The 20,843-nt window shown below is 63.9% G+C and carries 16 protein-coding genes and 2 pseudogenes; 10 read left to right on the forward strand and 8 right to left on the reverse strand.

Going from position 1 to position 20,843, the window contains the following annotated elements; genetic code table 11:
- A complete protein-coding gene (locus FJ988_RS04120; protein WP_140815493.1) occupies positions 1–1,188 on the reverse strand; it encodes an ABC transporter permease in 1,188 nt (395 codons plus the stop codon).
- A 77-nt stretch (positions 1,189–1,265) separates the two neighbouring features.
- Here FJ988_RS04120 and dgcA point away from each other — a divergent pair, with 77 nt between their 5' ends.
- Positions 1,266–2,249 (forward strand): N-acetyl-D-Glu racemase DgcA, encoded by a 984-nt coding sequence (gene dgcA / locus FJ988_RS04125; RefSeq protein ID WP_140815494.1) that lies wholly within the window; start codon positions 1,266–1,268, stop codon positions 2,247–2,249.
- Here dgcA and FJ988_RS04130 read toward each other — a convergent pair.
- On the reverse strand, positions 2,220–3,434 hold the full coding sequence (locus FJ988_RS04130; protein ID WP_140815495.1) for an MFS transporter: 1,215 nt from the start codon (positions 3,432–3,434) through the stop codon (positions 2,220–2,222). The genes dgcA and FJ988_RS04130 overlap by 30 nt on opposite strands.
- 185 nt (positions 3,435–3,619) lie before the next feature.
- Positions 3,620–4,450, reverse strand: a complete 831-nt coding sequence (locus tag FJ988_RS04135; RefSeq protein ID WP_140815496.1) for a UDP-2,3-diacylglucosamine diphosphatase — start codon at positions 4,448–4,450, stop codon at positions 3,620–3,622.
- A 120-nt stretch (positions 4,451–4,570) separates the two neighbouring features.
- Here FJ988_RS04135 and FJ988_RS04140 point away from each other — a divergent pair, with 120 nt between their 5' ends.
- Both FJ988_RS04140 and FJ988_RS04145 read left to right on the forward strand, forming a co-directional pair.
- Positions 4,571–5,350 (forward strand): SDR family oxidoreductase, encoded by a 780-nt coding sequence (locus tag FJ988_RS04140; RefSeq protein WP_140815497.1) that lies wholly within the window; start codon positions 4,571–4,573, stop codon positions 5,348–5,350.
- Between the two features lie 160 nt (positions 5,351–5,510).
- Complete coding sequence (locus FJ988_RS04145; protein ID WP_140815498.1) at positions 5,511–7,832, forward strand: NADP-dependent malic enzyme; 2,322 nt, start codon at positions 5,511–5,513, stop codon at positions 7,830–7,832.
- Between the two features lie 10 nt (positions 7,833–7,842).
- Here FJ988_RS04145 and FJ988_RS04150 read toward each other — a convergent pair whose 3' ends face one another.
- Complete coding sequence (locus FJ988_RS04150; protein ID WP_140815499.1) at positions 7,843–8,463, reverse strand: DUF1287 domain-containing protein; 621 nt, start codon at positions 8,461–8,463, stop codon at positions 7,843–7,845.
- A 234-nt stretch (positions 8,464–8,697) separates the two neighbouring features.
- Here FJ988_RS04150 and FJ988_RS04155 point away from each other — a divergent pair, with 234 nt between their 5' ends.
- Positions 8,698–9,921, forward strand: coding sequence for a DUF2865 domain-containing protein (locus FJ988_RS04155; RefSeq protein WP_140815500.1), 1,224 nt, complete (start codon positions 8,698–8,700; stop codon positions 9,919–9,921).
- Here the strand turns inward: FJ988_RS04155 and gltX are convergent.
- Entirely contained in the window at positions 9,839–11,212 is a 1,374-nt protein-coding gene (gene gltX / locus FJ988_RS04160; protein WP_140815501.1) for a glutamate--tRNA ligase, read from the reverse strand. The genes FJ988_RS04155 and gltX overlap by 83 nt on opposite strands.
- A gap of 711 nt (positions 11,213–11,923) precedes the next feature.
- On the opposite strand from gltX, the gene FJ988_RS04165 reads away from it, so the two are divergent.
- From FJ988_RS04165 to FJ988_RS04180, 4 genes are all read left to right on the forward strand, one after another.
- Complete coding sequence (locus tag FJ988_RS04165) at positions 11,924–15,694, forward strand: vitamin B12-dependent ribonucleotide reductase (protein WP_140815502.1); 3,771 nt, start codon at positions 11,924–11,926, stop codon at positions 15,692–15,694.
- Between the two features lie 8 nt (positions 15,695–15,702).
- Complete coding sequence (locus FJ988_RS04170) at positions 15,703–15,906, forward strand: type II toxin-antitoxin system HicA family toxin (protein WP_140815503.1); 204 nt, start codon at positions 15,703–15,705, stop codon at positions 15,904–15,906.
- Position 15,907: 1 nt separating this feature from the next.
- Positions 15,908–16,114: a type II toxin-antitoxin system HicB family antitoxin gene (locus FJ988_RS04175; protein ID WP_140815504.1), complete on the forward strand. Its 207-nt coding sequence runs from the start codon at positions 15,908–15,910 to the stop codon at positions 16,112–16,114.
- Positions 16,115–16,177: 63 nt separating this feature from the next.
- Positions 16,178–16,549: a VOC family protein gene (locus tag FJ988_RS04180; RefSeq protein WP_140815505.1), complete on the forward strand. Its 372-nt coding sequence runs from the start codon at positions 16,178–16,180 to the stop codon at positions 16,547–16,549.
- Positions 16,550–16,831: 282 nt separating this feature from the next.
- Here the strand turns inward: FJ988_RS04180 and FJ988_RS04185 are convergent.
- Together FJ988_RS04185 and FJ988_RS31535 are read right to left on the reverse strand one after the other, a co-directional pair.
- Positions 16,832–17,680, reverse strand: a pseudogene (locus FJ988_RS04185) (GH25 family lysozyme); the annotation flags it as partial.
- A gap of 143 nt (positions 17,681–17,823) precedes the next feature.
- A pseudogene (locus FJ988_RS31535) lies at positions 17,824–17,962 on the reverse strand (muramidase); the annotation flags it as partial.
- 358 nt (positions 17,963–18,320) lie between these two features.
- Between FJ988_RS31535 and FJ988_RS04190 the strand changes: the two are divergent.
- Together FJ988_RS04190 and FJ988_RS04195 are read left to right on the forward strand one after the other, a co-directional pair.
- A complete protein-coding gene (locus FJ988_RS04190; protein ID WP_407067747.1) occupies positions 18,321–19,286 on the forward strand; it encodes a DUF1402 family protein in 966 nt (321 codons plus the stop codon).
- Between the two features lie 126 nt (positions 19,287–19,412).
- Entirely contained in the window at positions 19,413–20,048 is a 636-nt protein-coding gene (locus FJ988_RS04195) for a DedA family protein (protein WP_140815507.1), read from the forward strand.
- Here FJ988_RS04195 and FJ988_RS04200 read toward each other — a convergent pair.
- Positions 20,032–20,823 (reverse strand): phosphodiester glycosidase family protein, encoded by a 792-nt coding sequence (locus tag FJ988_RS04200; protein WP_140815508.1) that lies wholly within the window; start codon positions 20,821–20,823, stop codon positions 20,032–20,034. The two genes, FJ988_RS04195 and FJ988_RS04200, sit on opposite strands and share 17 nt — an antisense overlap.
- Positions 20,824–20,843 lie beyond the last annotated feature (20 nt).

Genomic DNA, 20,843 nt, shown 5'->3' on the forward strand with positions numbered 1-20,843 from the left:
TCAGAACCCGATCGCTGCGTAGAACATGGCGAAAAGCCCGTCGAGGATGATGACGACGAAGATCGACTTCACCACCGAGGCGGTCACGTGCAGGCCGAGCGATTCGGCGCTGCCGCCGACCTTCATGCCCTCGACCGAAGCGATGATGCCGATGATCAGCGCCATGAAAGGCGCCTTGATCAGACCGGCGAAGATGGTGCTGAGGTCGATGGCGATCCGCAACCTGTCGATGAACGCCGCTGGCGGGATGTCGGAATAGAGCCAGGCAGCGAAAATGCCACCGGCAAGAGCCGCGAAATTGGCGATGATCGAAAGGCAAGGCAGGCCGATCACCAGCGCTACCAGCCGGGGAAAGACGAGCACGCCGATCGGGTTGAGCCCGATCACCTTCAGCGCGTCGACCTCCTCGCGCATCTTCATCGAGCCGATCTCGGCGGTGATCGCGCTGCCCGAGCGACCGGCAATCATGATCGCCGTCATCAGCACCCCGAGCTCGCGCAGGATGAGCACGCCGACGAGGTCGACGACGAAGATGTTGGCGCCGAAATAGCTGAGCTGATAAGCGCCCTGCTGGGCGACGATGGCGCCGACGATGGCCGACATCAACACCACAACCGGGATCGCGCCGACGCCCATGCGGTCGATCTGGTTGAAGATGGCGGCAAGGTTGACCGCATGGCCGCGGCCGAGCTTCATCTGCGCACCGCGGATGGTGGAGCCGAGGATGTTCATCGAGGCGAGGAAATCGTCGCGCATTTCGTAGACTCGCCGTCCGACCAGCTCGAGGCCCCGCAGGATGATGTTGGGCGGCCCGGACGGTCCCGATTCGGGCTCGCGGCGCACCGCGTCACCTACCGCGCCGAGCAGGATCGCGGCGATCTCGCTCTGCCCCTGCATATGGACCTCGACGCCCTTCTTCTCGAAGGCGCTCGCCAGGCGGTCGATCAGCCAGGCGCCGGCCGTGTCCATCTTCTCGATTTGGGAAAGGTCGAGCATCAGCTGCTTTGCGCCGCTGCTCTTCTCGATCTTGCGCATGTCGGCATCGATCAGCGCCACCGTGCGCGTCGTCCACACGCCGGAAAAGGCGCAGCCCAAGACGCCATTCTCCTCGCCCACGGCGACGCGCGGTCTATGCTCGCCGTCCCGGGCGGGCTCTGCGCTTGCGTCGCGTTTGCCGATCGTCAACATGGCGTCCTGTTTAGCGTGGCGGAACTGGCGTGTCGATTTGCCGGCGGACTGCTGTCGCACAGCCGGAGAAGAAAATTATGGCGCGTGTCATTTCGGTCGAAATGGAGCGATTCCCGATCGCCGGCACCTTCACCATCTCGCGCGGATCGAAAACCGAGGCCGAAGTCATCACCGTGACGATCAGCGAAAACGGTCGTTCCGGCCGGGGCGAGTGCGTGCCCTACAAGCGCTATGGCGAAAGCATGGAGGGCGTGCGCGCCGCGATCGAGGCGATGCGGGGATCGGTCGTGGCCGGCATCGACCGCACCGCCCTGCTCGCCGCCATGCCGGCGGGTGCGGCGCGCAACGCCATCGACTGCGCGCTGTGGGACCTGGACGCCAAGCTGAGCGGCACACCCGTCGCCGCCGCGATCGGCGCGCTTCCGGCAAAGCCGCTCGAAACCGCCTACACGCTGTCGCTGGCCGAGCCGGAAGCGATGGCAGCACAAGCCCGCGCTAACGCGGCGCGTCCGCTGCTCAAGGTCAAGATCGGCGGCGACAACGACCTTGCAAGGATCCGCGCGGTGACGGAGGCGGCGCCGAACAGCCGCTTCATCCTCGATGCCAACGAAGGCTGGACGGAGGAAAACATCGAGCCGAACCTCGCCTTCGCCGCCGAACACCGCATCGCGCTGGTCGAGCAGCCGCTGCCGGCCGGCAAGGACGCTATGCTGGGTCGGATTGCGCATCCGGTACCGATCTGCGCCGACGAAAGCGTGCACGAGGCGAGCGGCCTCGAAGCGCTGGTCGGCCTCTACGATGCCGTCAACATCAAGCTCGACAAGGCGGGCGGCCTGACCGAGGCCTTGAAGCTGCGCGACCGTGCTCGCGAACTGGGCTTCGGCATCATGGTCGGTTGCATGGTCGGCACTTCGCTTGCCATGGCGCCGGCGGTGCTTCTGGCGCAGGACGCCGATTTCGTCGATCTCGACGGTCCGCTGCTGCTCGCGCGCGACCGCGAGCCGGGCCTCGTCTACCATGGATCGCTGGTGTCACCGCCGGACCGGGCGCTGTGGGGCTGAGCGTGCGGCAAGCCCGATCAGCGCCATGCCGACGATGGCGATCGGGATCATCGCCCAGAAACCGTCGACGCCCAGGCGGTGATAGAGCGGACCGGACGCGAGCGTGACGGCGGCCATGAAGAAGCCGTTGAAGAAATAGGCGATGCCTTGCGCCGCCCCCGTGCGCTCCTCCGAAACCGTCTCGCCGATCATCTTCTGCAGCCCGATCAGCACCATGGCCACGGAGACGGAATGCAGCGACTGGACGAGGAAGAAGCCTGGCACGCCGAGCCCGAGCGGCCAGACCAGCGGAAAGGCGATCCAGCGCACGATCGAGCCGATGCCGGCGATCACCATCACCCTGACGACCGACACGGAAGCGAAGATGCGGTCGAAGAGCAGGAACATGCAGACTTCGGAGACCACGCCCCAGGCCCATAGCAGCCCGACGACGGAATCGCCGATGCCGACCGACTTCCAGTAGATCGATACGAAGCCGTAGAGGAAGGCATGGCTGGCGGTGATGATGCCGACGCCAAGCGTGAAATAGAGGAAATAGGCGTTGAACAGGCTCGGCGCCTTGTGCTGGATTTCGGTGGCCGACAGCGGTGAAGCCTTGCGCGGCCGGCCCATGCGCGGCGCCCACAGCCCTGCGACAAGAGCCGCGCCAAGCGCCACGAAAATGATCATTGGAACGGCCTGAGATCCGGTCGCCGCCAGGATGAAGCCGCCCGCGACATTGGCGCAAAGGTAAGAGATCGAGCCCCATTTGCGCATTGCGGTGTAGTTCGAGCCGAAGCGGCGCACGCCCGACAGCGCCAGCGAATCGGCCATCGGCGAATGCGGCGTCCAGACGATCGTCAGCAAGAGCGAGACGGCAAGCACTATGGCATAGGTCGCGGGCAAGAAATATCCGGCGGAGATAGCCATCGAGGCGGCGACCAGCACGATGTAGACATTGGCGCGGTCCTTGGCCCGGTCGGCAAGCGCCGTCAGCATCGGCGTCGTCACCACGCGCAGGAACATCGGCGCCGCCAGTATGACGGCGATCTGTTCGGCGTGAAAGCCTTTCGCCTCAAGCCAGAGCGGGAAATAAGGCAGATGCGTGCCTGGCGAGATGAACAAGGTCGCGAAGATCAGGCTCATGCGCAGTTCGAAATGGCGAGGCTTGACGAGCTGTTCTGGCGAGAGCGGCGGCAGCGACATGAATCGATCCAATTTCGCTGCAGATAAGGCCGTGCAACGTGCCTTGATCCCTAACATGCAGAAGGGTGCGGTGAAACTGCCTGGCCTAATCGTTTGAGGTCAAAGCTGTTGACGAACGAAGCTGGGATAGCGGCGGCGTGGCAATCACATCAAAGAGGCGCAATCTCGCGCCAGCGCCATCGCGGTCAGGCTGCCTGCGCCGCCCTGCCCTTGAGGTCGATGACGTCGACCGGCACCAGCACGTCGCTGCCGGCCTCGACCTCCGGCAGCACATGCGCCCAGGTCAGGATCTCCATTCGGCCGTCGAAATGCTCGACCACCGCCGTGCAGCTCTCCACCCAGTCGCCGGTGTTGATGTACTGCACGTCGCCATAACTCTCGATCGCGGCGTGGTGGATGTGGCCGCAGATGACGCCGTCGACATGCGAGCGCCGCGCCTCGTCGGAAAGCACCGTCTGGAACGAGCCGATGAAATTCACCGCCTTCTTGACCTTGACCTTGGCCCATGACGAGAACGACCAGTAGGGAAGGCCGAGCAGATGGCGCAGCCTGGTCACCACACGGTTGATCATCATCGCCGCGTCATAGGCATAGTCGCCGAGATAGGCGAGCCAGCGCTGGTTGTGCACGACGGTGTCGAACTGGTCGCCATGGATGACCAGCAGCCGCCTGCCGTCGGCGGTCTCGTGGATGGCGCGGTCGGCGACGACGATGCCACCGAAATGCACGCCCTGGAACTGGCGGGCGAATTCGTCATGATTGCCGGCGATATAGGTGATCGAGGCGCCCTTGCGCGCCTTGCGCAGCAATTTCTGCACCACGTCGTTGTGGCTTTGCGGCCAGTGCCAGGTACGCCTCAGCCGCCAGCCGTCGACGATATCGCCGACCAGATAGATGATGTCGGCGTCGTGATGGCGCAGGAAATCGATCAGGAAATCGGCCTTGGCCGCCTTGGAGCCGAGATGCACGTCGGAAATGAACAGGGCGCGGAAAGTGCGGGGCTCTGGGCCTGACATCGCGATTTCACCTTTGCTTTCGCGTGCCTATGCGCCGATTCATGCAACAACCGTATGACGGTTGCGGTTGATCCAGCCCAGGCGCTAGCTTGCGCGCGACGCATTCAGGAGAAAATCACCATGGATCTGGGCATTCGCGGCAAGAAGGCCATCGTCTGCGCTTCGAGCAAGGGACTGGGTCGCGGCTGCGCCATGGCGCTGGCCGAAGCGGGTTGCGATCTCGTCGTCAACGGCCGCAATGCCGAGCTCGTTGCCAAGACCGCCAAGGAAATCCGCGACCTTTACGGCGTCAAGGTGACCGAGATCGTCGGCGACGTGTCGAAACCTGACGTTCAGAAGGCGATCCTTGCCGCCTGCCCCGATCCGGACATCCTGGTCAACAACAATGGCGGCCCGCCGCTGCGCGATTTCCGCGAGCTCGACCGGGCGAAAATCCTCGAAGGCGTGACGCAGAACATGGTGACGCCGATCGAACTGACCCAGGCGGTGATCGACGGCATGGCCAAGCGCGGCTTCGGCCGCATCGTCAACATCACTTCGCTTTCGGTCTATGTGCCGATCCCCGGCCTCGATTTGTCGTCGGGCGCCAGGGCTGGCCTGACCTCGTTCCTGGCCGGCGTGGCGCGCACGGTGATCGACCGCAACGTTACCATCAACAGCCTGTTGCCCGGCAAGCTCGACACCGACCGCTTGCGCGGCCCGCATGAAGCAGGCAGCGTGGAAGACCCGGCCGCGGCCGCTGCGCGCAAAACCCGGATCAGCGCCGACGTGCCGGCAAAGCGCCTCGGTACGCCGGAGGAATTCGGCCAGATCTGCGCTTTCCTCTGCTCGGTCCATGCCGGCTATCTGACGGGGCAGAACATCCCGGTCGACGGCGGGTTGTATGTCAGCGCCTTCTGACGAGCTGCTGTTCATCCGCCCGAAACTCTCGCGCCAACCAGCTGGAATCGATTGATTATTTCTGCTCCGGCATCGTGAACGCCGCGCCCGAGATTTGCCGTCGCGAAATCGGCCGCGCATGTTAAAAGGCTCCAAACCAGTATTGCAGGGAGGGGCCGCAATGGACGGCGACAACAAGAAACCGGCCCGGTCGGACCTCGACGAGGCCGCCCTCTTCTTCCACAAATATCCAACGCCGGGAAAGCTCGAGATCCAGGCGACCAAGCCGCTCGGCAACCAGCGCGACCTGGCGCTTGCCTATTCGCCGGGCGTCGCCGCCCCCTGCCTCGAAATCCGCGACGACCCGGCGACCGCGGCCGACTACACGGCACGCGCCAATCTGGTCGGCGTCGTCTCCAACGGCTCGGCGGTGCTTGGCCTCGGCAATATCGGTCCGCTGGCCTCCAAGCCAGTGATGGAAGGCAAGGCGGTGCTGTTCAAGAAATTCGCCGGCATCGACGTCTTCGACATCGAGATCGATGCGCCCGAGATCGAGCGCATGGTCGAGACGGTCGCAGCGCTCGAGCCGACCTTCGGCGGCATCAATCTCGAGGACATCAAGGCTCCGGAATGTTTCGAGGTCGAGGAGCGCCTCAAGGCTCGCATGAAGATCCCGGTCTTCCATGACGACCAGCACGGCACGGCGATCATTGTCGCCGCCGCGGTGTTGAACGGGCTGGAACTCGCCGGCAAGGCGATTTCCGACATCAAGATCGTCACCTCCGGCGCCGGTGCGGCCGCACTTGCCTGCCTCAACCTTCTGGTCTCGCTCGGCGCAAAGGTCGAGAACATCTGGGTCACCGACCGTTTCGGCGTCGCCCATAAGGGCCGTGTCGAGGAGATGGACCGCTGGAAGGATCCTTATGTGAAGGATACCGAGGCGCGCACGCTGGCCGATGTCATTCCCGGCGCCGACGTCTTCCTCGGCCTCTCAGCCGCCGGCGTGTTGAAGCCGGAACTACTGGCGCATATGGCGCCGAAGCCGCTGATCCTGGCTCTGGCCAACCCCAATCCCGAGATCATGCCGGAGGCGGCGCGGGCCGCGCGGCCGGACGCCATGATCTGCACCGGGCGTTCCGATTTTCCCAATCAAGTCAACAACGTGCTCTGCTTTCCTTACATTTTTCGCGGGGCGCTGGACTGCGGCGCCAGCGCGATCAACGAGGAGATGAAGATGGCTGCCGTGAGGGCGATCGCCGCCCTTGCCCGCGAGGAGCCGTCGGATGTCGCGGCGCGTGCCTATTCCGGCGAGACGCCGATGTTCGGGCCCGATTTCCTGATCCCCTCGCCCTTCGACCCCCGCCTCATCCTGCGCATCGCGCCGGCGGTGGCAAAGGCTGCCTGTGATACCGGCGTGGCGACGCGGCCGATAGCCGATTTCTCAGCCTATATCGACAAGCTCAACCGCTTCGTCTTCCGCTCCGGCCTGGTGATGAAGCCGGTGTTCTCAACGGCCAAGGCGTCTAGCGCCAAGCGCGTCATCTATGCCGATGGCGAGGACGAGCGCGTGCTGCGCGCCGCCCAGGTGGTGCTGGAGGAAGGCATCGCCGAGCCGATCCTGATCGGCCGCCCGCATGTCGTCGACGTGCGCCTGAAGCGCTACGGCCTGCGCATCCGCCCCGGCGTCGATTTCGCGCTGATCAACCCGGAAGACGATCCGCGCTACCGCCACTATGTCGACCTGCTGATCGAGTTGGCCGGCCGCCGCGGTGTGACGACGGAAGCCGCCCGCACCATGGTGCGCACCGACAACACGGTGATCGCCGCCCTTGCGCTGAAGCGCGGCGATGCCGACGCCATGATCTGCGGCCTCGAAGGCCGCTTCGAGCGGCACCTGCGCAACGTCACTCTGATCATCGGCACCCGCGCCGGCATCAAGGACATGGACCTGTCGACGCTGTCGATGCTGATCTCGCAGCGCGGCATCATCTTCCTCACCGACACTCATGTCTCGGTCGATCCGACGGCGGAGGAAATCGCCGAAATGACCGTGCTGGCCGCGGAAGAAATCCAGCGCTTCGGCATCGAGCCGAAGGCGGCACTGCTGTCGCATTCGGATTTCGGCTCGCGCGATTCCGCCAGCGCCCTGAAGATGCGCCAGGCGGCGGAAATCCTCGGCCGCATCGCGCCCGAATTGCAGTGCGATGGCGAAATGCATGCCGACACGGCGATCTCGGAACATCTGCGCCAGCGCGTCTATCCGCATTCGAGGCTGAAGGGTGAAGCCAATCTCCTGGTGTTCCCGAACCTCGATTCGGCCAACATCACGCTGACGGCGCTGCGCGCCATGATGGACGCGCTGCATGTCGGACCGATCCTGCTCGGCACCGACAAGCCGGCGCATATCCTGACGCCGTCGGTGACCTCGCGCGGTGTCGTCAACATGACGGCGCTCGCCGTGGTCGAGGCAGCGCACAAGGCGCAGGCGCTCGCTCCGCTCTGAGTTTCACGGCTTAGGTCGGCGCGAAGCGGAAATGGCCTGTGTGTCGGAAGACATACAACGTGTCCTCCTCGCGGGCGCCCCCGCCGATATTGTGGATGACCAGCGGCCGTTCCGGCGCATCGGCCGAGCGGTTGGACGAGACGATGGCGATATGCGTCAGGTTGCCGGGCAGCATCTGCGTGACCAGATCGCCCGGCTGGTAATCGGCGGCATCCTGGCTGACCGGCAGCGACGCGCCGCGCCTGGCGAAGAACATGGCAAGGTTGGGCACCCGGCGATGGTCGATGTTGGTGTCCGTCGCTTTCAGCCCCCAAGCCTTCGGATAGGCGGCGAAATCGGCCGTCATGTCCTCGTGCACCAGTTTCTGCAGGTCGAGCCTGAAAGCCTTGCGGTAGGCGCGGACCACGACGTCGGTGCAGACGCCCCGATCCTGCGCGACATCGCCGCCGGGATAGGCGATGCGGGTGTAGGTCGGATCGTAGATGGTGGTGACGCCGATCTGCCGACGCGCAGCATCGACCAGCCTTGTCGGCCAATCGACCATGGCGGACCTTTTCGCGGCCATGGCCGACGGCATCGCCAGAGACAAGAGACCGAGTTGCAGTGCGGCTCGACGGGTGATCGGGGTCATGCCTGGCCTCCGGCCTTGCTAAATCAGCGGATTTTTCCGGGCCGAATGCGCCTTTTTTGGCCCCCATTGATGCAGGTTTCACGAAGCTCTGACGATCACTGCCTGTCGTCCGAACAGTTGCGCAGGCATCATCGGCGTCGGTTTGGCTCCACAACCTCTTTGGTTGTAGATTGAGGGCCGGTTAACCGCGAATCCGGTAGCATCCGACAGACTGGCGGAACGGGTTTTGGGCAGATGAAGAGCGGAAGGCTTAAGCTGACGCATCTCGTGGCGCTGCTTGCGGCGCTGACGGGCTCGGCCGTGGCCGTCTCCGAACCACAGGCGGCGTCCCGCACCTGCCGCCAGCTCGAAGCCGAGCTTGCCGCCACGCGCGGCGGCGGTGGCGGTCCTGGCCTCGTGCGAAAATATGACGATGCCATCCAGCGCCAGCGCGAGCAGCTCGCCAAGGCGCGCAGCCGGGCAAGCGACGCCAGTTGCGGCTTTACGCTGTTCTCGCGCAATGTCAGCCAATGCGCGGCGATCAATGCCTCCATACAGCGCATGAACGCCAATCTCGACAGTCTGCAGGCCAAGCGCGAGCGGCTGGCCGCCGGCGGCTCGCGGCGCGACCGCGGCCGTATTCTGGCCGCCCTCGATGCCAATGGCTGCCGCGACGACGAGAGCGCGCCGCGCCGCGCGCCGCCTCAAGAGGCATCACGCGACAATGGCAACGGCAATCTGTTCGAGCAGCTTTTTGGCCGGCAGGACCCGGAGCTCGATACGCCCGATATGCCGGAAGCGGCGGAGCCGCCGCCCGACGATCCCAGCGTGCGCAACATCCGCCGTGTCATCAATCAGCCCGACGGCATGGACCTGCCCAGACTGGGCGGCGAGTTCCACACCATGTGCGTGCGCACCTGCGACGGCTACTTCTTCCCGATGTCGAACGCGGCTTCAATCGGCGATTTCGAGCGCGACCAGAAGAATTGCGAATCGGCTTGCCCCGGCGCCGAAATGCAGGTCTTCTATTCGCGTGGCATGGACGACGATTCAGGCTCGATGACGTCTTCGGCCACCGGCCGCCCCTACAGCGAGCTGCCGACCGCCTATCTCTACAAGCAGACCAATTATTCGCGGCCGCCGAGCTGCGGCTGCAACGCGCAGGCGGGCAACGGCAATTACTCGATAATCGGCGGCAATCCACCCAACCCGGAGCAGTCGCAGCCGGGCAGCGAGGCACCCTTCATCCCAGTGCCGGCGGAGAAGCCCGATCCGGGCGCCGACCCGGAAACGCTCGCCAATATGCAAGGCGGACTGGACCGCGACGCGATCAAGCGGCTGACCACCAAGGCGCCGATGTCGCCGGTCTCGGCCCTGCCGCCGGACCAGCGCAAAGTCAGGGTCGTCGGGCCAGCGTTCCTTCCCGACCCATCAGCGGCAATAGATCTGAAAGCTCAGGCCCCGAAGTCCGCCCAGTGAGCGCGAGTCTCAGCGGCATGAACAGCGGCTTGCCCTTGCGTCCGGTGGTTTCCTTGATCTTGCCCGTCCAATCCTTCCAGACAGTGCCGTTCCAGGGTTCCTCCGGCAGCACGTCGAAGGCCTGATTGAGGAAGTCACGGTCCTCGCCGGAAAACTCGGCCGGCTGCTCAGGGCCGTCGCTGAGGATCCGCCACCAGGCGACCGCATCCGACAGCCGGTCGAGATTGCCGCGCACGGCCAGCCAGAACGGCTCGGCCTTGTCGCCGGAAATGCCCAGCACCATCAGCCGGTCGCGCGCTTCGGCGAACGACATATGATGCATCAGCGTGCGGTTGAGCACGAAAAGTTCGTCCGGATCGAACTTGGAGGCGGACTTGGAGGTCGCCGCCGGATCGAAAAGGCCGGCAAGCTCGGTGAGATCATGCGCGGCGGTGACATTTTCCGATGTGCCGACGAGCACCGCCAACGAAGCCACCGCCATCGGCTCGATCCCGTCCTCGCGCAGGCTTTCGATCGACAGCGCGCCGGTGCGCTTCGACAGCCCCTCGCCCGTCGTGGTGGTGAGCAGATTGTGGTGGCCGAAGACCGGCGGCGCGGCGCCGAGCGCCTTGAAGATCTCGATCTGCACGCCGGTGTTGGTGACGTGGTCGTCGCCGCGGATGACGTGGGTCACGCCCATCTCGATGTCGTCTACCACCGAAGGCAGCGTATAGAGATAGGTGCCGTCCTCGCGCACCAGCACAGGGTCCGAGACCGAGGCGAGATCGACCGTCTCCTCGCCGCGCACCAAATCGTTCCAATGCACCTCGGTGCGCTCCGGCTTCTGCGGATCGCTGGTGAAGTTGGGCAGCAGGAAGCGCCAGTGCGGCTTGCGTCCGTCCGACTCGTATTCGGCCACCTGGTCGCGGGTCAGGGTCAGCGCCTCGCGGCCGTAGACCGGCGGCAGGCCGCGCGTGCGGCGCACCTTGCGGCGCAGGTCGAGTTCTTCCGGCGTCTCGTAGCAGGCGTAGAGCACCCTCGCCTGCTTCAACCGCTCGACCGCGGCGTCATAGATCTGAAAACGCCGCGACTGATATTCGGTGGCGTCAGGGAAGATGCCCAGCCAATGCAGGTCGTAGAGGATGGAATCGGCATATTCCTGCTTCGAGCGGGCAATGTCGGTGTCGTCGAAGCGCTGGATGAAGCGGCCCTTGTTGTTCACGGCGAACAACCAGTTGAACAGCGCGGTGCGCGCATTGCCGATATGGATGCGGCCGGTGGGCGACGGTGCAAAGCGTACGGTAACTGTCATGGGCGGGGCGTAACGGATGCTTTCTGGCTTGACAAGGCGCGCCCCCGCGCGAACGCAACAGATAGTGCAAGCCAGCTAAAATGAAAAGCCGGCGAGCCACACGCTTCGCGGCAAGCTGATAAACCGCGTCAAGAGCCAACAAATGTGCGCCTTCCATGTCCCCGTTATCCACATGTGTGACACACAAGATGTTGGGGTCATAAAAGCTACGCAAACGAATCCTTGACGGTTCGAACCGAGTCGCTTTTTATAGGCCATGCGCTCCTGTTGAGGGCGTGACCGGAGAGTTTCGAGCCCGGTCTTTTTTCCCGGATTTTGTGCGTTTTGCCCGGATTTCCGCCTGTTTACGAGGCCGGCGGAGACGTGGGGTTTGTCGGGGCTTGGGTGGGCGAAAGGGAGAATTGTCGGCCTGGAAAAAATGATCTGTTAACACTATATTTAGTGTTTGCAGGCAGGCTGGACGCTAGATAATGTGAACCTCCCTCTACGGAGGGAATCGATCAAAGTTTCAGTTGAGGGACCCGTGAGGGTCGGTCTGCAGCCCGGGCAAAGGCCCGGGAAAGCTTCTTGCTGTCTGCATGCCGGCACTTGCGACGAGGAGAGTGCCGGCGCTGCTTGCGATGCCGGCAAACGGCGGGCTGCGCTTTTCGCCAAGTGGGGCAGAAATCCCTGGGGAAAAGCGCTATATATAGATATAAAGGGATCGGACCAATGCGCATCGAGCGTCGCTTCACCAAGGAAGGCCAATCTGCCTATGCGGAGATCGAATTCCGCAAGGCTTTGTCGGAGATCAAGAATCCCGACGGCTCGGTGGTATTTCGCCTCGACAACATCGATGTGCCGGCGCAGTTCAGCCAGGTCGCGGCCGACATCCTGGCCCAGAAGTATTTCCGCAAGGCCGGCGTGCCGGCGCGGCTGAAAAAGGTCGAGGAGAACGACGTCCCCTCCTTCCTGTGGCGCTCCGTCGCCGACGAGGCCGAGCTCGCCAAGCTGCCCGAGGCCGAGCGCTATGGTTCCGAAACCGACGCCCGCCAGGTCTTCGATCGCCTCGCCGGCACCTGGACCTATTGGGGATATAAGGGCGGCTACTTCAAGTCCGAGGACGACGCGCGCGCCTTCCGCGACGAGCTCGCCTATATGCTGGCCACCCAGCGCGTCGCGCCGAATTCGCCGCAATGGTTCAACACCGGCCTGCACTGGGCCTATGGCATCGACGGCCCGAGCCAGGGCCACTTCTATGTCGACCCCTTCACCGGCAAGCTGACCAAGTCGAAGTCCTCCTACGAGCATCCGCAGCCGCATGCTTGCTTCATCCAGGGCGTGCAGGACGACCTCGTCAACGAGGGCGGCATCATGGATCTGTGGGTGCGTGAGGCGCGCCTGTTCAAATACGGCTCGGGCACCGGCTCGAATTTCTCCATGCTGCGCGGCGAAGGCGAGAAGCTTTCCGGCGGCGGCCGTTCGTCCGGCCTGATGAGCTTCCTCAAGATCGGCGACCGCGCCGCCGGCGCCATCAAGTCGGGCGGCACGACGCGCCGTGCGGCCAAGATGGTCATCGTCGACGCCGACCATCCCGATATCGAGGAATTCATCGACTGGAAGGTCAATGAGGAGCAGAAGGTCGCCTCGCTGGTGACCGGCTCGAAGATCGTCAAGAAGCACCTCGAAGCCATCATGAAGGCCTGCGTCAATTGCGAAGGCCATGACGACGACTGCTTCGACCCGGCTTTGAATACCGCGCTCAAGCGCGAGATCAAGGCGGCCAAGAAGGACGCGGTGCCGGAGAACTACATCTACCGCGTCATCCAGTTCGCCAAGCAGGGCTACACCTCGATGTCGTTCAAGACCTACGACACCGACTGGGATTCCGACGCCTATCTCACCGTCTCCGGCCAGAACTCCAACAACTCGGTGTCGCTGAAGGACAATTTCCTGCGCGCCGTCGAGGCCGATGGCGACTGGCAGCTCACCGCCCGCAAGGACGGCAAGGTGCTGAAGACGCTGAAGGCCAAGGATCTGTGGGAAAAGATCGGCTACGCCGCCTGGGCTTCCGCCGATCCGGGCCTCCACTTCAACACGACGATGAACGACTGGCACACCTGCGCTTCCGCCGGTGCGATCCGGGCTTCCAACCCGTGCTCGGAATACATGTTCCTCGACGACACGGCCTGCAACCTCGCCTCCATCAACCTCCTGCCCTACCGCAACGCGGACGGCACGATCGACATCGCCGCTTTCGAGCACACCGTTCGCCTGTGGACCGTCGTGCTCGAAATCTCGGTGATGATGGCGCAGTTCCCGTCGAAGGAGATCGCCAAGCTCTCCTACGACTACCGCACGCTCGGCCTCGGCTACGCCAATATCGGCGGCCTGCTGATGACCTCGGGCATTCCTTATGACTCCGACGAGGGCCGCGCCATCTGCGCCGCGCTCACCGCCATCATGACCGGCATGGCTTACGCCACCTCGGCCGAAATGGCGTCCGAGCTCGGCGCTTTCCCGGATTATGACCGCAACGCCCAGAACATGCTGCGCGTCATGCGCAACCACCGCCGCGCTGCCTATGGCGACAAGGACGGCTACGAAAAACTGGCCGTCAACCCGGTGCCGCTGGTCGCGTCCGACCTGAAGCAGCAGGAACTCGCCGAACACGCTCGCGCCGCCTGGGACCGCGCCATCGAGCTCGGCGAGGAGCATGGCTACCGCAACGCGCAGGCGACAGTGATTGCGCCGACCGGCACGATCGGCTTGGTCATGGATTGCGACACCACCGGCATCGAGCCCGACTTCGCCCTGGTGAAGTTCAAGAAGCTCGCCGGCGGCGGCTACTTCAAGATCATCAACCGCGCCGTGCCTGAAGCGCTGCGCACGCTTGGCTATTCCGAAAGCCAGATCGCCGAGATCGAGGCCTATGCCGTCGGCCACGGCAACATGAACCAGGCGCCCGGCATCAACCCCGGCTCGCTCAAGGCCAAGGGTTTTAGCGACGAGAAGATCGCGGCGTTGAACGCGGCGCTCAAGTCGGCCTTCGACATCAAGTTCGTCTTCAACCAGTGGACGCTCGGCGCCGACTGGGTGAAGGACACGTTCGGCTTCACCGACGAACAGCTCGGCGACGTCTCCTTCGAGATGCTGCCGGCGCTCGGCTTCTCCAAGAAGGACATCGAGGCCGCCAACATCCATGTCTGCGGCGCCATGACTTTGGAAGGCGCGCCCTTCCTCAAGGCCGAGCATCTTGCGGTGTTCGACTGCGCCAGCCCCTGCGGCAAGATCGGCAAGCGCTCGCTCTCGATCAACAGCCACATCCTGATGATGGCGGCGGCGCAGCCCTTCATCTCGGGCGCCATCTCCAAGACCATCAACATGCCGAATGAGGCGACGGTCGAGGACGCCAAGAACGCCTACATGCTGTCCTGGAAGCTGGCGCTGAAGGCCAACGCGCTCTATCGCGACGGCTCGAAGCTGTCGCAGCCGCTCAACGCCTCGCTGCTTGCCGATGGCGAGGAGGATGAGGACGAGGCGGTCGAGCAGTTGATCGCCGCACCCGCCGCGCAGCGCGCCGTGCAGGTGACGGAAAAGATCGTCGAGCGCGTCATCGAGCGGCTCTACCGCGACCGCGAAAAGCTGCCGAACCGCCGCAAGGGTTACACGCAGAAGGCCGTCGTCGGCGGCCACAAAGTGTATCTGCGCACCGGCGAGTTCGACGATGGCCGCCTCGGCGAGATCTTCATCGACATGCACAAGGAAGGCGCTGCCTTCCGCGCGATGATGAACAACTTCGCCATCGCCATCTCGCTCGGCCTACAATATGGCGTGCCGCTCGACGAATATGTCGAGGCCTTCACCTTCACCAAGTTCGAGCCGGCCGGCATGGTGCAGGGCAACGACGCGATCAAGAACGCGACGTCGATCCTCGACTACGTGTTCCGCGAGCTTGCGGTTTCGTACCTCGCCCGCCACGACCTCGCTCATGTCGACCAGTCGGACTTCGACAAGACGGCACTCGGCCGCGGCATCACCGAAGGCAAGGCGACGCCCTTTTCCAAGGGCCTGACGCGCGGCGTTTCACCGGTCAAGCTGGTGTCGGGCGGCGCCGAGCCCAAGGGTTTCGGCGGCGCGGCCCCGACCACGGCCCCTGCCCGCGCGGCGCCGACGGCCTTCGCTGGTTCCAACGTGCTGGCGCTGAAGCCGGCCAGCGACGAAGCGCTCGCCTACAAGCGCGACTATGAGGAGCGCGCCAAGGAACTGGCCGAGGAGATCGTCGAAGAGGAAGCCGAGGCGTCAGGCGCGGAGGCGCTCTTCACCGACGCCGCCGCCAACGAAGCCGCCGAGGCGAAGAAGCTTGCCGCGACCAGGCGACAGCAGTCGCTGCTGCAGGGCTACACCGGCAACGAATGCTCCGAGTGCCACAACTTCACCATGGTGCGGAACGGCACCTGCGAGAAGTGCGATACGTGTGGTTCGACGAGCGGGTGCAGCTGAGAGATTAGATGCCGCCTCGACTTACAGTCCGCGATGTCATTCGCCTGCTGGAAGCCGATGGCTGGTATCTTGTTGCAACCAAAGGCAGCCATCGCCAATATAAGCATAAAATTAAAGCCGGCCGCGTCACCGTGGCCGGCAAACCGTCTGAAGAGGTTGCGCCGGGAACGTTGAACAGCATCCTCAAGCAGTCCGGTTTAAAGGAGCGATGATATGCGTTACGCGGTGGTAATCGAAAAAGCCGGAGATAATTTTTCAGCCTATGTGCCGGATCTGCCTGGCTGCATTGCCACCGGAGCCACGGTCCCCGAAGTAGAAACCGAAATCCGCGACGCAATACGCTTTCATATCGAAGGCCTGCTTACCGATGGACTGGAGGTGCCGCAAGGCGTCAGTCTGGCTGAGTACATAGAGGCCTAGTTGTTGCCGGGCCACGCCTACCCTGCCTACGGCCTTGCCGCCAAATTTGTCCATTGACCGACAATGATCGACCACATCACCATCGAAGTCGGCGACCTCGACAGGAGCAAGCTCTTCTACGAAAAAGCTTTCGCGCCTCTGGGCTACAGCCTGTCCTTCGGCAAGGAAGGCATCTTCTGGGCTTTCGATGTCGGCAATGGCTGCCTGTTCGAGATCCAGAGCTCGGGCGAGACGCCGCCTCTCACTCATCTGCACGTCGCCTTCCGGGTGAAGAGCAAGGCCGAGGTCGACGCGTTCTATCGAGCGGCGCTCGAGGCGGGCGCCGCCGACAATGGCGCGCCGGGGCCGCGGCCGGAGTATACGCCGAACTACTACGCCTGCTTCGTGCTCGATCCCGACGGCTACAACATCGAGGCGATGATCAACGAGGCGTAGTGTGGCGGCGCCCCCTCCACTTCGTCATTCCAGGGCGGAGCAAGGAGCGAAGCGACGCGCGCAGACCCTGGAATCCATGCCGTTACATCGATGCGGTGCAGCGGTTCAGAATTCTGCACCGTTGCGCCCTACGGTAAGGGTCACGGAATGGATCCTCGGGTCTGCGCGCGTCGCTTCGCTCCTTGCTCCGCCCGTGGATGACGAAGGCGCGCTGCGATGCCCGATACCTCAAAGGAGCGGCTCGCTCCCCGAGCCCCCCTCCGGCCGCTTCCACGAAAAACCTCAATCCGCGTCGGCCATCATCTGACCGCCGCCGCCCAGCCAGTTGCGCCATTGGCGCTCGTCGCCATGGAAGACGTTAAGGTCGATGCGGCCCGTCACGCCATGCGACAGGCCGGAACCGGAATACTGCCAGAACACCCATTTGCGGCCCGGATAGACCTTTGAAGGATGCGCCGCCACGGCGCGCAGCCAGAACGGATAGTCCTGGAATGCGCCCTGCAGATTGTCGCGGTAGAAATCGGGCGAGGTGTAGATGATGGGCCGCTGGCCGTAATGGCGCTCCAGCTTGTCCATGAACACCTGCATCTTCTCCTGCACCGTCGCGCGGGACGGCCGCCGCTTGCACGAGGAATCGCCGTTCCACTCGACATCGATGACCGGGGGCAGCGCGCCGTCGACCTTCGGCACGTTGCGGATGAACCAGTCGGCCTGCTCGCTGGCGACGCGACACCAGTAGAAGAAATGATAGGCGCCTCGCTTCAGCCCGGCGGCGTCGGCATTGCGCCAGTTCTTCATGAACATCGGGTCGAGATGGTCGCCGCCGTCGGTCGCCTTGATATAAGCGAAGTTGGCGCCCTGGGCGCGCAGCTTCGGCCAGTTGATGTCGCCCTGCCAGCGCGAGACATCGACGCCGTGCACGGCAAGATGACGCGGCGAGGCGCGGCCGAAATTGATTGGCTTGGCATCGCGGAACGCGTAGCGCGTGACCGGACCGGCGAGCATGGCAGGCGCAGCGCGCGACAGCCGCTTCGGCTGCTCGACGAGTGCCGCCTCCTGCACCGGCGGCTCGGCGCTGTCCGGCAGAGCCGGAAAATTCACCGTCTCTTCTTCGGCGAGACCAAAGGGGCGCGAAACTTCGTCGCCCGGACGCGGGTTTTCGTCGTCGGAACGCGCGTTGTCCTCATCGAGCAGCGGCGCCGGCGGCCTGAAGCGGGAAGCGCCGGACATCGACGCGGTCTCGACGGTCGTCTCGGTCTGGACTGTCCTCACCTTCGAGACCGGCGCGCTTGGCCGCACCACCGAGCTCGTCGTCTCGTTGGACGGCATCTGCAAGGCATCGACGCCCGATGTGGACGAGCAGCCGGCAAGGCATAGCGATGCAAATAGGAAAACAGCGCCTGAAATCCGCATCTTTGACCTGTACGCGATACACAACAGACCGAAGGCAGGAACGGCGCCACCGGACAATCAGGCCATTCCTAACGAGAAATTACCAACAAAGTTTGAATCAAAATTTACCTTTGGCGCGCGAAGCGCAGGCGCGATTCGCCGAAATCGGAGCCGACGCGACTTGTCGACGGCAGGCCGCGACTTGTCGACGGCAAGCCGCGACTTGATGTGGCGCTGCCGCCTCGCCCCACGCGGATTTGATATGGCATCGGCCCTTGCCGGGCCCTGCGGCGCTTGACAGCGCGGATACCGGCCTGCTGAGACAGGCGTCGTTCCACCCCGCGCGGGCACTGTCCGCGATCCCGAAAGGGCTCCGGCCTTGTCTCGTTTCTTGCTTCGTCTCTTCTTGGCCTTTGCCTGCCTGGCAGGCGTCCTGCCGGTCTCCTCAACACTCGCCGAAAAGCTGATCGTGGTGCCGCCCGGCAACCGCTTCGAAACCCAGCCGGCCATTCCGAGCGCCTCGGCCAACCGCACCCGCGCCTTCAAGACGACCTATGAGGAAAAATACGAAAAGATCGTCGCGCTGCTGAAGCGCGAGGCGAAGCTGAGGGCGCATATCAAGCAGGTCGCCGCCGCCTACGACATCGACCCCATCCATATCGTCGGCGCGCTGGTCGGCGAGCATACCTACAATGTCACGGCGGTGGGTTCGGTGCAGACCTATTACGTCAAGGCGCTGTCCTATTCCGGCCTCGACTTCGCCTTCCGCTACAAGGGCGTGCGCGTGCAGGATTTCGTCAAGCGCCCGGAATTCGCGGATTGCGCACAGGTCAAGGACAACGCGGCCCTGTGGAGCTGCCGCGACAGGGTCTGGGCGGAGCATTTCAGGGGCAAGACCGTCGACGGGGTCGCCTATGAGCCGATGACCTTCCAGCAGGCTTTCTTCCAGCCCTTCTTTGCCGGCCAGACTTTTGGGCTCGGCCAGATCAGCCCGCTGACCGCGCTCGAGGTCACCGACCTCGTCAACAAGGTGAGCGGCTACGACAGGCTGACGCCGGACAACCCGCAAGCGATCTATCGCGACGTCATGGATCCCGACCGCAGCATCGTCTACATCGCCGCGATCGTGCGCGACGCCATCGACGCCTACAAGGAACAGGGCTTCGACATCTCCGGCAATCCGGGCATCACCGCGACGCTCTACAATGTCGGCCAGCCCAGGCAACGCGCCGCCGAACTGAAAGCCGCCGGCAAGGGCCGCAAGCTGCCGGTCGAGAATTATTACGGCTGGCTCGTCAACGAAAAGCTCGACGAGCTGAGAAGCCTGATAGACAGCGGCAGCTGAGACCGGAAGCTCAGGCCGGGTGATTTCAGCTCGAAACGACCTGAAATCTGAATCCGCCTCTAAATCAAAGAAATTGAGCATGATGTCGCCCGAAAACCGCCTCACACTTTTCGGCATCATGCTCTGATGGAGAGCTTCGTCGACCAGTGCGTGCGGCTCATCGAGACGCATCAGGCCTGGGCCTGGCTCGTCGTCGGGCTGCTTGCCTTCGGTGAATCGCTGATCCTGATCGGCATCCTCTTGCCCGGTACCACGGTGCTGGTCATCGTCGGCGGCCTGGTCGGCGCCGGGCTCATCAGCCCTCTTCCAGTCGTGCTCGCCGCGATCGTGGGCGCTGCGCTCGGCGATGTCGTCTCCTATTATCTCGGGGTAAAACTCGGGCGCGGCGTCGTCCACAAATGGCCACTCAACCGCTATCGCCGCGAGATCGCGCGCGCCAGGCTGTTCTTCCAGCGCTACGGCTTCGCCGCGATCTTCCTCGGCCGTTTCTTCGGCCCGATCAGGGCGACGGTGCCGCTGGTCGCCGGCATGATGGGCATGAACCGGCACCGCTTCCAGCTCGCCAACATCCTGTCGGCGCTGGTCTGGGCGCCGGCCATCCTGACGCCCGGTTGGCTGCTGGCCAAGGGCGCCGGCGAGCTGATCCATATCAACGCCCCGACCATCCTGGCGATTGGCGCTATCATCATTGTGGCAGCCATCGTCGCCGCCTTGGTCGGCGTCAGGCTCCTTGCTCGCGGAGGCCCTAGCCGCCCTTCCTGAACACGCCGATCATCGGCCCGAGATTCCAGAAATCGTCGTTGCGACCGATGGCCGGCGCGTAGAGGCTGGAGATCGAGCCGTCGAGGAAGAGCGCGTTCGGACAGTCGAGCTCGTCGCGGAACAGCCGCGCGAATTCGTGGAAGGTCACGACATCGTTGGAGATCGCGAACACGGCGACGCCGTCGGCGCGCACGCCGACGCCATCGCGGATTTTGCGCGAGGCGCTGTCGGCCTGGAATTTCGGATGCAGCTTGCCGTTGATGACCAGCATCGGTCCCGATTGCGTCGCGAAATCCACCTTTGGCGGACGCTTCAAATAGTCCCTGGTCGCGCGCACGTCGGCCTTGTTGCCGCTGAGGTAGAAAATGCCGTTCGGCTGCATGGAGAAATTGCCGGTCCCCGCGCCGGTCTTCGCCGGCGTGATCTCTTCGCCATGCTCGACATAGAGCCCAACCGGGGCGAGATCGGGATGGTACATGCCGGCATTGATGCCGAAGAGCATGGTGCGGCCGGAAGCTTGCGCGGCGGTGCGAAGATTGCGCAGCGAGCGATAGAGCTCGCCGTCCTTCTTCTTCCAGAACAGCTCGATGGAAAAATGCTTCGGGTCTGTCTCGCAGACCAGATAGGTCGCGGTCTCGAAGCTCTGGTTGCGGCAGGGCGGCAGCGCCGCCAGCCATTGGCCGGCGCTGAGGCCCGCACCGACCACCGCCGGCACCGCGGATTTGACCAGCGTTGCCAGCAGCGGCACCGATTGCAGCAGGGTGACAAAATCCATCAGAGCACCCGACGCCGGGG

The organism is Mesorhizobium sp. CU3, assembly GCF_006442965.1.
GTDB lineage: Bacteria > Pseudomonadota > Alphaproteobacteria > Rhizobiales > Rhizobiaceae > Mesorhizobium.